We start from the raw sequence: 15,014 nt of genomic DNA, 5'->3' as shown, positions 1-15,014 counted from the left end.
ATTATGTTTAATAAATTTATAAAACGACCGGTTCTTTCGGCGGTAATTTCTATCATCATTTTGATTTTAGGGATTATAGGAATAACCACATTACCCATATCACAGTACCCCGATATTGCACCACCTACAGTACAGGTTTCAGCCTCTTATGATGGTGCAAATGCAGAAGCTGTATTAAATAGTGTTATTGTTCCATTAGAAGAAGCAATTAATGGTGTTGAAGGCATGACCTACATGACCTCAACTGCAACTAGTGGTTTGGCTAGTATAACTGTTTATTTCGAATTAGGTACCGATCCTGATATCGCAGCAGTAAATGTTCAAAATAGTGTATCTACGGCTTCAAATTTATTGCCTTCAGAAGTTACACAATCTGGGGTGACTACAGAAAAACAACAAAGTAGTAATGTTTTTATTTTTGGCTTATACAGTGAAGATGGCAAATATGACGAGGAATTTATTCAGAATTACGCTGAAATTAATTTAATACCTGTTTTAAAAAGGATAGATGGTGTTGGTAGTGCATCGGCATTTAGTTCTAGAGAGTATAGTATGCGTATTTGGTTAAAGGCGAATATCATGGCGAATTACGGGTTAATTCCTTCTGATATTACCACAGCGCTTAATGATCAAAACTTAGAAGCTGCACCAGGAGAATTAGGTTTACAAGGGGCGCAAGCATATCAATATACTTTAAAATACAAAGGTAAATTACAAAACGCCGAAGAATTTGAAGATATCATCATCAAAACTACGGACGATGGGCGTATTCTACGTTTAAAAGATGTAGCTAGAGTAGAATTAGGTTCACAATCCTATAGCACAATAACCACAATTAAAGGTCAGCCTGGTACGGGTGTTGCCATTGCACAATCTGCAGGTTCAAATGCCCAAGAGGTAGTGGCACAATCTATCGCAACCTTAGAAGAAGCTTCTAAAAACTTTCCTGAAGGGTTAACCTACACAGAAATGGTAAATGCCAATGACTTTTTAGATGCATCTATTGAAAAAGTGATCAGTACTTTAATTGAAGCATTTTTATTGGTTTTCATTGTAGTATTTATCTTCTTGCAAGATTGGCGTTCTACATTAATACCTGCCATATCTGTACCTGTGGCTATTGTAGGAACCTTCTTTTTCCTAAGTTTATTTGGGTTTACCATTAACCTGTTAACGCTATTTGCTTTAATGCTTGCTATTGGCATTGTGGTAGATGATGCCATTGTGGTAGTAGAGGCTGTACACGCCAAACTGGATTCGGGTTATAAATCTGCCCGAAAGGCTAGTTTAGATGCCATGAGCGAGATTTCTGGGGCTATTATTTCTATAACCTTGGTGATGTCTGCCGTATTTATTCCTGTAACATTTATTAGTGGATCATCTGGAGTGTTTTACCAACAATTTGGTATTACACTTGCTATTGCCATTATATTATCGGCTGTAAATGCATTGACATTGAGTCCGGCGTTATGTGCCTTATTATTAAGGCCACACGAAGATCATAAATCAAAAAGTTTTGTGCAACGTTTTTATGTCGCTTTTAACGTAGGGTTTGATAAAACAACCTCAAAATACAAGAATGCGCTTAATTTTTTAATTCGTAAAAAAGCTATTGCCATTGGGGTCATCGTTATATTTATTGGTGTATTCGTTTATTTAATGAATACAACAGCAACAGGCTTTGTACCCGATGAAGATCAGGGTATTGTTTTTGCCGATGTTAGTTTACCTGCTGCATCTTCTATGGAAAGAACGGATGAAGTTTTAGATGAACTACAAAAAATTATTGAAGATATCCCAGAAGTAAACGCATATTTAAGATCTACCGGTCGTGGATTTATAAGTGGTACAGGGTCTAATTATGGTATGTTTATTTTAAAACTGAAACCTTGGGATGAGCGTAGTGGAGAGGGACAAAGTGTTCAGGAAATTATTGGTCAGTTGTTCGCAAGAACGGCATCTATAAAAGATGCTAATATGATATTTTTTGCTCCGCCAACGGTTACAGGGTTTGGTTTAAGTAACGGTTTTGAAGTGCAATTACAAGACCAAAGTGGTGGTACTGTTGATGCCCTTTATGATGTAAGTCAAGATTTTATTCAAGCATTAAGTGTACGACCAGAAATACAGTATGCCAGTACAACATTTGACCCTACGTTTCCACAATATGAAGTGGTGGTAGATGTTGCTAAAACCAAATTGGCAGGTTTAGATGTTGAAGGCGTTTTAAGTGTAATGCAAGGTTATTTAAGTGGTGTATATGCCTCAAACTTCAATAAATTTGGGAAACAATACCGAGTTATTTATCAAGGTGAACCTAATTTTAGAGCCAACCTAGAGAGTTTGAATGCCATAAAAGTTAAAAATGGCAACGGTGTTATGGCACCTATTACCGAATTTGTAACCTTAGAAAGGGTTTACGGACCACAAAGTTTAACGCGTTTTAATTTATTTACAGCGGCAAAAATAAGTGGTGCTCCCAACTCAGGTTATAGTTCTGGTGATGCTATTAACGCTATTGAAGAAGTAGCGGCAGAAACCTTACCAACAGGGTACGGATATGAATATTCTGGAATTACTCGAGAAGAGATTTCCGCAGGTAGTCAAACCGTTTACATTTTTATGCTGTGTTTCATATTCGTGTATTTCCTATTGTGCGCACAGTACGAGAGCTTTATACTTCCTATTGCCGTTTTATTATCTGTACCGGCAGGACTTTCCGGAGTATTAATCTTTGCAAACTTATTTGGTATTAGTAACAACATTTATATACAGATTACCTTGGTGATGCTGATTGGGTTGCTGGCTAAAAATGCTATTTTAATTGTGGAGTTTGCCATACAACGAAGACGAGAAGGAGAAACAATACTGCAGTCGGCATTAGACGGAGCCATAGCACGTTTTAGACCAATTTTAATGACATCGTTCGCCTTTATTTTCGGACTATTTCCTTTAATGATATCAACTGGTGCTGGTGCTGTTGGAAACAGAGCTATTGGTACAGGAGCCATTGGCGGTATGCTAGTTGGTACCCTGTTAGGTGTAATGGTGATACCGGTATTGTTTATCATATTCCAGAACCTTCAAGAAAGAATAGTAGGTGTTACCAATCACGATTGGGGAGATGAAGATGATATTGATACTAAAAAAGAACAATTAAATTAAAACGAATACAGATATGAAATCTAATACTATAACATACATCATTCCTATCGCTGTACTTGTTTTACTGATGAATTCTTGTGGGGTGATCAATAAAAGATATACCACGCCAGATAGTGAATTTGCAGAACAATACAGAGATACCTTGGTTAATGATACAACATCCATGGCAACGATGCCTTGGAAAGAAATAATTTCCGACAGTATTTTGCAAAATTTGATAGAAGAAGGTTTGCAAAACAATCTCGATTTAAAAGTAGCAATAGAAAACATAAATCAGGCAAAAGCCAGTTTGGTTGAAGCGAAATTAGCGGTGTTGCCAAGTTTAGAAGGAAGCGCCAGTGTTACGCGATCTAAAACATCGGAGTCCTCCCTAAATTTAGGAGGTGTAACAGGAATTAATTTAAATACCACTTCTTATATAGGGCAATTAAGTAGTAGTTGGGAGCTAGATGTTTGGGGTAAGTTGCGCAGTAACAAACGCTCGGTTTTGGCGTCGTTTTTAGAGACCGAAGCAGCAACCAAAGCGGTACAAACACAATTAATTTCGGACATTGCCACCGCATATTATAATTTACTGACTTTAGATGAACAATTAGAGATCACTAAAAAAACTTTAGAAAATAGAATTGGTGACCAAGAGACGATGAAGTATTTAAAAGAATCGGCCGTAGTTGATGGCGCCGCAGTGGTACAAAGTGAAGCAAGTAGGTATGAGATAGAAACCTCTATACCAGATATAGAAATATCCATTTTAGAACAAGAAAATGCATTGGCCATTCTATTGGGCAGATTACCTGGCACTATAGAAAGAACATCTTTAAAAGAACAAGAGGCATACGCCGATTTAAAAATAGGAATACCATCTTCATTGTTAAGAAACAGACCAGATATTCAAGAAGCAGAAATGGCTTTTAGAAGTGCTTTTGAAGATGTAAATCTGGCAAAGACCTATTTTTATCCATCGTTGACCATTACGGCAAGCGGAGGTTTATCTTCCTTAGATTTATCCGATTTTTTCGATAATTCCATTTTCTATAATCTAATTGGGGGCTTAACGCAGCCTATTTTTGCGAACGGTGAAAATAAAGCAAGACTGAAAATCAACAAATCGGTTCAACAACAGTCGTTTTATGATTATAAAGCAGCATGGTTAAATGCCGGTTCAGAAATTTCAAATGCCTTGTATTCGTACAATAAGACTAAAGAAAAACAAGAGTCTAGAGCACATCAAATAAATGCGCTTGAGAAATCGGTAGAATTTACCGAAGCTTTATTGGAATATTCATCTAGCACTAATTATACCGATGTATTAACTACTAAAAACAGTTTATTATCCGCACAATTAGATGGTGTTGAAGATAAAAAAGACGAGTTGCAAGCTATTATAGAATTGTATCGCGCCCTTGGTGGTGGTTGGATGAATTAAAATGATGCAGTAACTATGTATAAAGTCTAACCTATAAAATCAAAGTGTACTTAGAAAATCTCTTAAATAATAATAAATATGAAACAATTTAAAATTACTGTTCTTCTTATTCTTTTCGGAACAATAACATTTCAGGCTCAAGAAGATAATGAAACGAAAATTGACCAGATAATACAACAATCTTTCGAAGCCATGGGAGGCATGGAGAATTGGAATAATACCCATTATATACAATGGAATTTTGGAAAAAGAATGCTTATCTGGGATAAATGGACGGGAGATGTTAGAATTGAAAACCCTACCGAAAAATTAACGCTGGTGGTTAATATTAATTCAGGAAAAGGAAAAGCATCAAAAGATGGTGCATTAGTTACAGATACAGAAGAACTAGATAAAATACTTGAAAAAGGTAAAAAATGGTGGATTAATGATTCGTATTGGTTAACTATGCCTTGGAAGTTAAAAGATGATGGTGTTAAAATTACTTATTTAAAAACAGAGTCGCTTCCTAATGGAAATTTAGCAGATGTTTTAGAAATGACTTTTGAAAACGTAGGTGTTACTCCAAATAATAAATATCACATTTATTTTGATCAAAAAGATCATCTGGTAAAACAGTGGGCTTTCTTTGGAAATTATAAAGATGAGGAACCTCGATTTATAAGAGCATGGGATAATTATCAAAAAGCAGGTAATGTTTTATTGTCATTTAATAGAAGTGGGGATAAAAGAGGTAACCCAACTAATGTAATAGTTAAAGACGAAATAGCATCTGATATTTTTACAAAACTATAATTAAGATTCTTTATACAATTAAAAAAGGAAGTAATTTTAAATTACTTCCTTTTTTATTTTTTGTATGATACTTTAGGCTATTTAGCGGGTTTTAACCGTTTTTTCTTCTGTAAAATAAAATAGTAAAAATAAAAAGCCAATATATGTAGCTTGTAAGCCTACCAGATCCCATTTTTGAGCAAAAGAACTACCAATTACTAAAACATTCATTAGGCCAAAAGCACCAATTAATGTATGTTTTGTGTACTTATTTATTAATAATAGAATACCAATAGTTAATTCTATAAAAGGAATACTATATGCTAATGGAGTTACTAAAAAAGAAGGTAATAATGTGTTCTGAAAAGTGTTTTGCATTCCTGTTACAAAACCTTCAAGGTTAGGCAATCTTACAATACCATGAAATAAAAAATTGATACCGAAAGAAATACGTAATAAATGAACGGCTAGTGTTTTGTTGTCTAATTTAGAAATCATGAATTTTAATTTTTAATAGGTAATTTTTTAATACTTCTAAAGGTAATAAAAATCAACTAATGGTTATAGTAACAATCGTTTTATGCTTATAAAACGGCAATCAAATTAATGCTCTTGAGAAGTCTTTAGAGTTTGCAGAAGCTTTAATGGAATATTCATCTAGCACTATTATCCTTGGTGGTGGTTGAATGAATAAGTAAATAATTCAAAAATGTTTAGGATTAAGTTTAATAGATAAAATAGCATATTTTATATAGACAAAACTTAATCCTATCTATTTTAGATAAGTAAATGAAACAAATAGTTTTACCTTTAATTTTTAATATTTTTACAATTAGATTATAAATAATGCGCAATAACAAAACACTAACAATACTATCACACTTAATAACTTGGTTAACATTATTTAGTTTACCTTACCTATTGTCTTACGGTGAATTGCAAGAACTTAATAGAGTAATCGCTCATTTTTGGATTCCTTTAGTATTTTCTGCTATTATCTTTTATGCCAACTATTTTATATTAATAGATAAATTGTTGTTTCCAAAGAAGATGGTGGCCTTTTTTGTAATCAATACCATAGCCATTATCATTTTTCTTTTGATAAAAGAATATATAGAATCTACTTATTTCTCAGATATAGCAAGAAAACGAGAGGAAATGACCGGCAATACAGCACCACCATTTAAAATGGCTATTTATATTCAAACCCTATCTTATTTAGCACCTTTGTTATTTTCTATAGCCATAAAATCCACTCAACGTTGGGTTAAAACCGAAGCTGAGCGAAAGGAAGCTATTAATATTAAATTAAAATCTGAGCTTCAACATTTACATTATCAATTGCAGCCACATTTCTTTTTTAATTCATTAAATAATATTTACGCTATGGTCGATATTTCTCCAGATCAGGCAAAAACATCTATTCATAGTTTAAGTAAATTAATGCGTTATATGTTGTATGAAACAGCTGTAGAGTCCATTCTTTTATCAAAAGAAATCGATTTTATGAAAAAGTATATCGACCTTATGAAGCTTCGCGTTTCAGATAAAACAGTGGTTAACTATAGTTTTCCTGTAAAAGAAACAGGTATAAAAATTGCACCTTTATTGTTTATTTCATTAATAGAGAATGCATTTAAGCATGGTGTTTCAGCAAGTAAAGAAAGTTTAATATCTATAGATATGACTTGCCATGAAAGCAACGTAATATTCAAAATTGAAAACGATAATTTCCCTAAACGTACCGAAGACAAAAGTGGATCTGGTATCGGCTTGCAAAATCTTGTAAAACGTTTGGAGTTATTATATCCACAAAAACATGAATTTAAAACCACATTAAAAGCCAATCGATTTTTAGTACATTTAGAAATTGAAACCAGTTAAGAAATGAGTCAAATAAAAATCACTTGTATTGTTGTAGATGATGAGCCAATGGCTCTAAATTTAGTAGAAAGTTATGTTGAGAAAACACCGTTTCTAGTCCTAAAAAAGAAATGCAGTAGTGCTATTGAAGCTATGGAATTCATTAAAGAAGAACCGGTAGACTTACTGTTTTTAGACATACAAATGCCAGATTTAACAGGGATTGAATTTTCTAAAATGCTACCCAAAGAAACCCGTGTTATTTTCACTACAGCATTCGATCATTATGCTTTAGAAGGTTTTAAAGTTGAAGCGCTAGACTACTTGTTAAAACCCTTTGATTATGCAGAGTTTTTGGCTGCAGCAAATAAGGCCAATACATGGTTTGAACTGGTAAAGGGGAAAAGAAAAAGTATTTTATCTGAGGAGAAGGAATTTTTATTTGTGAAATCTGAATATAAACAACTACGCATCAAATTGGCCGATGTTTTATATTTTGAAGGCTTAAAAGATTATATAAAGATATGGTTAAAAGACAACCCTAAGGCAATACTTACATTGATGAGCTTAAAGTCCTTAGAGGAAGAATTACCAGAAACACAATTTATGCGTGTGCATCGTTCTTTTATTGTATCTCTAAATAATATTGATGTTATAGAGCGCAGTCAAATTATTATAAATGAGCAACGTATTACAGTATCTGAGCAATACAAATCTAAATTCTTAGAGTTTATTAACAATAATTCGCTTTAAATATCATTTGTCTATACTTTACAAGTATTAAAAGGTAAAAACACATAGTTCGTCTATTCTCTTTTTGCATACCGTATCAACGACCTACATTTGTGCCATTAAAAATTAAATATATTATGAAAAAAATAATACTATCATTAGCTGTAGTAATGACTTTGTTTAGTTGTGACAGTGTAAAAAATGTAAACACGTCTAATCTTTCAGATGCTGCTACATTATTGAGTTCATTAAGCTCTAATTCAACAGTGCAACAAATCACAACACTTTTTGGTTTATTAGACACTAATAAAGATGAAGCTATAAGCTCAACTGAAGCAATAGGTTCTGTTGCTGATAATTTTAATGTATTAGATACAGATAGTAACTCTAGCTTAAACTTAACTGAATTAACAGGTTTGTTAGGTTTATTAAAATAATAGACAATTAACCCTTAATTAAAAAAAAGCATACATTTAGATGTATGCTTTTTTATTTAAAACTTAGCTAAAATTTTAATTTCTATTTCGTAAATTAATACTATTTACAGCATCTGAAATTTCATATCCTAAACGTAAACCTTCAATAGCGTCTTGTTCTATATGCACACCTAAAGGAACTCGTGAATAAGCGTTTTCATAAGCCATTTCACTAAAAGACGTAAAACTTCTAGCTGTACCATTGAATGTTGTATTGCCAAAATCACTGTAAGTTCTATCTGTAAAACTAATTGTATCAGTCCCGAAAAAGTCAATAAAAACACCAGCAGCTACACCAGCAAAAGTGGCATGACCAGAAGGGTAACTTGGAAAAGCAGGATTTGAGCCACTAATAAAACGTGATAAATTAGTTGTAAAATCTTCATCTATATACTCTTTTATGTAGTGACTTGGTCGCTCTATATTATAAGTGTATTTATCATCCCAAGCAGAAACTGCTGCATCATTTAAAGCAAATCCTAAGCGTAATAAGAGCTCTAAAGTTTGGTCAAAATCTAAATCATATTGTTCTATTAACTGATTTGCAATAGAAATATGTCTTCCTGGAGGACTAATCATTAAACCTTCTACATCATCGGCCCAAAATTCTGCAATCCATAAATCTTCATTATTAGTTGCGGCTGCATTAGTCGTTGAAACATATACAGTATTCATTTGCTGATAATAATTACTAGACGGATTACTACTATGCTGCAAAACTGAATTGAAATTAACACTGCTAGATTGTTGAGGGCTTAAGGCAAACGTTCTTACTTCTCTCCAGTATGGAAACCAAGCGGCTTCGTTTTCGGCAGCTTCCCAAAGACCTAAACCTTCTGGTGCAATATAATCACTTGGAGTTTGGTCTATAATTTGTTCCTCGGCATCTCTATCTGATTCTGCATATGCAATAACGCGCTGTGCTACATGTGTTCCCCAACGTTGCGAATTAGCAATTTCTACATTGGTTAATCCTTCAGTTAGCTCATTTTCCATTAAAGTTTCAAAAGCCGTTATTCTTTGTCTTTGTCCACCTTCTAAACTATGCATAAAATGATCTATAGCTAAGGCATATGCTGTATTTAAAGCCAAATTCATATCAACATTATCTTCTAAAAAATTATTGTTAATATTTAAGTTGTTTATTCTATTGGTATTAGACGAATAATCATCCATGTATGGAACCGCAGTTTCATAGGCTGTTAAGTGAATATAAGCCAATGCTCGTGTCACAATATTTGGTCTCATATTTACAGTATATTGATCTAAGGATACCCAAAGGTCGTTCCAACCAACTATTAAACTAGTGGTATTATTTGTTACTTCAATTTCAGAAAAATCATCAGAAACATCTTCATCAAAGTTTTCTGTCGCTTCATCTGTACTACAAGATTGAAATACAGTAATAATCATACATAAGATTAGAATAAATTTTAAGTTCGTTGTCTTCATTGTTGTCATTTTTTAATTAAATACCACATAGTATTTAATTTGGGTTCATAAATATTACGTTTTTACATTTTCAGCTCGTATTGAACTGTATGTGTTTTTATGTAATACGTAAAGCATCTATTATTACCCAACCCTTGCTTCAAAAAAAAAAATTATTTTTAATTTTTTTATAGAATAATTGATTGAATCACCTATAAACATTAAGAAAAATGCTATAGAATTTAATTAGATATTTTTTTAAAAAAAGAAATTTACTTGAAGGTTTGGAGCAAATTTACTGGTCTTTCTGTATGTGCTCTCTGAAGTATTTTGAAAAATATTTACAGTATTATCTTGGTTATATAAATTAAGTATTGATAAACCAATAACTGTTTTTAAACGATTAGTTGTATTATAAAAAGTATAAGAAGACGAAAAATCGAGTTGATGTAAGGGGTCAAAGCGATCTGTATAGATTGCATCAATTGAAGTTGTATCATTTTCATCAGGATATATAACTGGCATACCAGAGAAATAAGACCACGTTAAAGCAAATTTCCATTTTTCTATATTTAATAATGTTGTGATATTGAAAAGATGTTCTTGGTCAAAAAAAGCATCTGTTGAAATAGAATTGAAATTTGTTTCGGTTTTACTCAATGCATAACTAACCCATGTTTCTAGGTTTTTCCATCTTTTTTTTACAAAAACATTTGCACCAACACTTTTTAAACTACCATGTAAATCCTCTATTTTATTTGTAATATTATTTGTTTTTTTATTGTATAATTCTATGTCTATAAGCCATTTAGTATTGTCGTAAACTGCGCCTATCATCGCTTGTGTGCCTATTAGTGTTGATATTTCTTTATTAGGTAAATACCAAAGTTGGTTTGTGATATTAAAATCATCAAAATCGTTTGTAAACTTTTTTTGAATAAACTGATTAGATCGTCCTAAAGAGGTTTTAAAATATGTCTTTTTACTTATAGCAAAACTGGCAGAAAACCTTGGGTTAATATATAAGCGATGTGTAGGCGAGTAGTAGTTGTTTCGAAACCCAAAATTTACTATCAATTGGTCATTCCAATTTTTCTCCAAAGAGACATAAGACGAATGTATTGTAGCTTTTTGGTCGCGTCTAGAGTCTATGCTAGTTTCTTGTTCTACGGCTTTGCTAATCAAGGAATGCTTCGTTAAAGTATATCCGGCTTCAAATAATAAATTTGAATTGGGTTTAAAGTTGGCCTCAGTAATTAGTCTAGTGTCTGTAATGGTATTATCATATTGTTGTAAACTGTTTCTTTGGTCCAAAACAAAACCTTGACTTACGCTAAATAAGTGCATATTAGACGTGCTAAATCTTAATTCTGTAGACCATTTTTTAGAAAAATCTGCTCGCCATTCACCAGTAATTCCCCAATTATCTAATTCTAAATCTCTAAAATCAGTTTCGTTAGAATTATCATTACTTTTTATTTCTGCAGATAGGTCGTTTTGAATGTTTATAAAGCTTAAAGTTGCTGTATGCTTATCATTAATTTTATAATTTAAATTAGCGTTCATATCTAAAAAACCAAAATCAAAGTCATCAGAACTATTAATTTGATCTGCTACAGACTCTAAGCGACTACCTTGAAAAATAAGTTCTGAAATGGCTTGTAATTTTGGCGACTTAAATCCAGGATAACTAGTTCTAACTGCAGCAATAAGAGATAGCTTGTCTTCTATAAGTTTTGTTTTTACTGTTGCACCAATAAATAAAGAATTTAGAGCTATTTCATATTGTGTGCTATCCACAATTTTATTACTTGTTCGCATATCAATAAGACCTCCAACACGACCACCAAATTTTGCAGGCAGCATATTCCGTTGTACTTCTATTGTATTGATAACTGATGCATTATAAGGGGAAATTGCTCCTAAAAAGTGTCCGGAATGATAAATAGGAATAGCGTCTATTTGTATTAAATTTTGATCATAAGTATTTCCTCTAAAATTGAGATTTCCAGATTTACCACTAGGCGAATGAATACCAGGAATATTGTTTAAAACATTATAAATGTCGCCATCTGTTTCACCTGCTAATAATCCCAAGGACTCCGTATTAATTTGTAGTCCATGATCGCTAATTCTAGCATCAATACCTTCAGTTAAATAACTAGTGAGTAGAATTCCATTTAAATGAAATTGCTGTTTGTGAAATTTCAACACACCTGCTTTTTGTAAGTCATTCGCCTGAATGCTTATGGTTTCATGAAAACCAGAATGTAAATGAATAGAATCTAACGGAAATACATTTTTTAGTGTAAATACATCGTTAATAGCATCTATGTTTATTCTTTTTGAATTATTGATTTGATAAATCACAGCAGAAATTGGTTCATCTGTATCTTGTTCCAAAATCTTAAAACTAACCGTATTCCGTCTAGGTGTAACCATGTAATTTAAAGTATCCTTGGTTTCAAAACGGACAGGAACTACACTTTCAATTTGATTTAAACACGAAGATAAACTTTCACAATTGAGGTCGTTTTTTAATAGAATGGCTTCAAAAAATGTATGATTAAATGAAAAATTAATATCATATTTTTCTTCGAGCTCCAATAATTTATCAGATAGTTTAATACCTTTCTTTGTTTGTGCTTTTCCAATGCAGATCGAACAAAGCCACGTGAGCAAAACCATTAATTTCAGAACGTTGAACCTGTAAATCATAGGCTAATTAAAGGTTACTGAGTTATTATCACTCACTGAGTATTTTATTTCCATGGCAGTAAATAATGTTTCTATCGCAGCATTAAAATCCGAGTGCGTTATAGAACCCGTAAATTGTAAATTATGGTATGGCTTAGGCAAATTGATCGTTGTTGGGTAATATTTCTCTAAGTCTTTTATTATTGTCAATAAATTTACATTATTGTATTTACTATAGCCTTCGAGCCATTCTGGTAATAGTGACGTGTGCTTTTTATTAATTAATCTACTATCTTTTACATGTACAGATTGACCTTGCGTTAGTAGCTCTTCATCGGTTTTATAAACCACTTTTACTTTTCCTTCATAACAAGTGACCTCAAAAATTTGTTCTTCGGTGTGTACATTAAATTCAGTACCTAAAACGGTTATGTTACCGTTATTAGTCTGTACTATAAAAGTGTTTCCTGATGTCACATCAAAATAGGCCTGTCCATTTAATTGAATCGTTCTATTTTCATCCCAATCTTTTTCATTATAAGAGATACGAGAAAGCGCATCCAATTTTACAATAGAACCATCGGGTAAGGATATACTTTTGTTTTCTGCGATAGCCGTTGTTATGGTAATGGTTTGGTTAGAAAAATAGTTAAATACAATATATCCAGAACTCAATAATAGTAGAACACTTGCTGCTATGCTTAGCCAAAACGATGATTTTTTACTTTGAGTTGGTGTTATAGAAATTGTTTGTGCTTTTCGTTCATTTAGAGCATTCAGCCCTTTTTCAACATCCATTTTTTCAACTTTCCATGTATCAATATCTCCTACAACCACTTTTAGAGCGTCTAATTCTCCAGAATCTTCCAAAGCTTTTTTTTCATCGTCATTTAACCGATTTTCTAACCAGCGTGCGATTAAATTATCTTTAGTAAATTTATTATCCACGATTCCTGTTTTTTCTTTTCAATTTCTATACGTGTACAAGGTTATTTTACCCAACCTTATATGCTTCGTTTTTCTAATTCGGTTAGTTCTTTAAGTTTTATCAGTGCATTTGCAATTCGCTTTTCAACTGCAGTTTGACTAATATCTAATTTTATTGCTATTTCCTTAAAGGTAAGTTTTTCTATTCTGTTTAGTAAAAAAGCCTCACGTTGTTTTTCTGGTAAAGCAGAAATAGTAGCTTCTAATTTTTGTTGAAATTCTTTGGTTCTTAAATGAAAATAAGGATCTTCATTATCTTGAGATGATATCGCGTTTTTCTCAAATTTTAAAACGACCTTTTTTGATCTAATTGTGTCAATAAATAGGTTTTTAGAAACTGTATATAAAAAACCAACTGCTTTTTCATAAATGATAGAGCTACATTTTGCCCATAATTTTAAGAATGCCTCTTGAACAATATCTTCTGCTTGAGTCAAATTTCCAAACTTAAAATACAAGTGGTTTCTTAAGCTTTCAGCATGTGTTCTGTATAAATTGTTATATACATCATCGTCACAAACGGAAAGCACCTTTTTCATGTTTTTTATTTAGTAGGAGTAAATATAAGAAATGCAAACGAATGCTATAAGTATTAGATGTTATTGAATAAAATAATTCATTAAAATGTACTGCTCATGGAATTCTACATTGGTTAATAGTGTTAAGGATTTTATCGGAATCTATAAAATCTGCTTATTGGTAGATAAAATTCCCCTAAACGTCTATTTGCCTTTTTTAACACGCATAAGTCAAATACCTTTATACCATACTAAACAAAATACCACTAGTGTTTTATTAGTAAAAACAAAGTTTAATCAATTAAAACTTAAACATCATGAAAACAATTATTAAAAAATATCTTTTGCCTTCACTATTTATAATGGCAGTTACTACAACGGTTACTGCACAAACAAAAAGAACTACGGCAACGAAGAAAACAGAGAAAACCGCAACGACTAAAAGAAGCACAACGACAACTAGAAACACAACAAGTAGAACAACTACCAATAGAGTGCCTAGTACTAAAGTTACTTACAAAAAACCAACTAGAAAAGTGGTTTCCGTAAGAAATATATCTAACAAAAGAACCATTAAGCACAACGGACAAACATACTATTATGCAAATAATAAGTATTACACACAGTCTAGAGGTCGTTACATTGTAATTGCTCCAAAAGTTGGCTTTAGAATAAAAACATTACCAACACATTTCAAAAGAGTACGATTTGGTGCGCACAATTATTATAATGTAGACGGAACATTTTATTTAGAAATTAACAATGAATATGAGGTTGTTGACCCAGAAATTGGAACTGTAGTTTATGAGCTACCAGATGATTACGAAAAAGTAACCATAGATGGAGAAACCTATTACGAATTCGCGAATATCTTATACGAAAAAATACAAATTGATGGCACAAGAGCTTATGAAGTTGTAGGTATCATAGATATGGAATAACAAG

The 15,014-nt window shown here is 32.2% G+C and carries 12 protein-coding genes; 7 read left to right on the top strand and 5 right to left on the bottom strand.

Annotated elements, in window-relative coordinates:
* Nucleotides 1-3 precede the first annotated feature (3 nt).
* The 3 genes from HNV08_RS08640 (at nucleotide 4) to HNV08_RS08630 (ending at nucleotide 5,386) form a co-directional block, all read left to right on the top strand.
* On the top strand, nucleotides 4-3,165 hold the full coding sequence (locus HNV08_RS08640; RefSeq protein WP_173280822.1) for an efflux RND transporter permease subunit: 3,162 nt from the start codon (nucleotides 4-6) through the stop codon (nucleotides 3,163-3,165).
* Nucleotides 3,166-3,178: 13 nt separating this feature from the next.
* Complete coding sequence (locus HNV08_RS08635) at nucleotides 3,179-4,591, top strand: efflux transporter outer membrane subunit (protein WP_173280820.1); 1,413 nt, start codon at nucleotides 3,179-3,181, stop codon at nucleotides 4,589-4,591.
* Nucleotides 4,592-4,669: 78 nt separating this feature from the next.
* The gene (locus HNV08_RS08630) at nucleotides 4,670-5,386 is read left to right on the top strand and encodes a hypothetical protein (RefSeq protein ID WP_194241990.1); all 717 of its coding nucleotides are present in this window, start codon (nucleotides 4,670-4,672) and stop codon (nucleotides 5,384-5,386) included.
* 81 nt (nucleotides 5,387-5,467) lie between these two features.
* On the opposite strand, the gene HNV08_RS08625 is transcribed toward HNV08_RS08630, so the two are convergent.
* Nucleotides 5,468-5,863, bottom strand: coding sequence for a MauE/DoxX family redox-associated membrane protein (locus HNV08_RS08625; RefSeq protein ID WP_173280818.1), 396 nt, complete (start codon nucleotides 5,861-5,863; stop codon nucleotides 5,468-5,470).
* A gap of 348 nt (nucleotides 5,864-6,211) precedes the next feature.
* Between HNV08_RS08625 and HNV08_RS08620 the strand changes: the two genes are divergently transcribed.
* The 3 genes from HNV08_RS08620 (at nucleotide 6,212) to HNV08_RS08610 (ending at nucleotide 8,397) form a co-directional block, all read left to right on the top strand.
* A complete protein-coding gene (locus tag HNV08_RS08620; protein WP_173280817.1) occupies nucleotides 6,212-7,249 on the top strand; it encodes a sensor histidine kinase in 1,038 nt (345 codons plus the stop codon).
* A gap of 3 nt (nucleotides 7,250-7,252) precedes the next feature.
* The gene (locus HNV08_RS08615) at nucleotides 7,253-7,981 is read left to right on the top strand and encodes a LytR/AlgR family response regulator transcription factor (RefSeq protein WP_194241989.1); all 729 of its coding nucleotides are present in this window, start codon (nucleotides 7,253-7,255) and stop codon (nucleotides 7,979-7,981) included.
* Between the two features lie 116 nt (nucleotides 7,982-8,097).
* Nucleotides 8,098-8,397, top strand: a complete 300-nt coding sequence (locus HNV08_RS08610) for a hypothetical protein (RefSeq protein WP_173280815.1) — start codon at nucleotides 8,098-8,100, stop codon at nucleotides 8,395-8,397.
* 75 nt (nucleotides 8,398-8,472) lie between these two features.
* Here the strand turns inward: HNV08_RS08610 and HNV08_RS08605 are convergent, their stop codons facing one another.
* The 4 genes from HNV08_RS08605 to HNV08_RS08590 all read right to left on the bottom strand — a co-directional run bounded on the left by HNV08_RS08605 (nucleotide 8,473) and on the right by HNV08_RS08590 (nucleotide 14,090).
* Entirely contained in the window at nucleotides 8,473-9,888 is a 1,416-nt protein-coding gene (locus HNV08_RS08605; protein ID WP_173280813.1) for a vanadium-dependent haloperoxidase, read from the bottom strand.
* A 237-nt stretch (nucleotides 9,889-10,125) separates the two neighbouring features.
* Entirely contained in the window at nucleotides 10,126-12,474 is a 2,349-nt protein-coding gene (locus tag HNV08_RS08600) for a TonB-dependent receptor plug domain-containing protein (protein WP_173280812.1), read from the bottom strand.
* A 114-nt stretch (nucleotides 12,475-12,588) separates the two neighbouring features.
* Nucleotides 12,589-13,512: a FecR family protein gene (locus HNV08_RS08595; protein WP_173280810.1), complete on the bottom strand. Its 924-nt coding sequence runs from the start codon at nucleotides 13,510-13,512 to the stop codon at nucleotides 12,589-12,591.
* 56 nt (nucleotides 13,513-13,568) lie between these two features.
* Entirely contained in the window at nucleotides 13,569-14,090 is a 522-nt protein-coding gene (locus HNV08_RS08590; protein WP_173280808.1) for an RNA polymerase sigma factor, read from the bottom strand.
* A gap of 296 nt (nucleotides 14,091-14,386) precedes the next feature.
* On the opposite strand from HNV08_RS08590, the gene HNV08_RS08585 reads away from it, so the two are divergent.
* Nucleotides 14,387-15,010 (top strand): DUF6515 family protein, encoded by a 624-nt coding sequence (locus tag HNV08_RS08585; RefSeq protein ID WP_173280806.1) that lies wholly within the window; start codon nucleotides 14,387-14,389, stop codon nucleotides 15,008-15,010.
* Nucleotides 15,011-15,014 lie beyond the last annotated feature (4 nt).

Source organism: Winogradskyella eckloniae (genome assembly GCF_013249045.1).
Lineage (GTDB): Bacteria > Bacteroidota > Bacteroidia > Flavobacteriales > Flavobacteriaceae > Winogradskyella > Winogradskyella eckloniae.
This window is presented reverse-complemented; position numbering and strand designations above follow the sequence as displayed.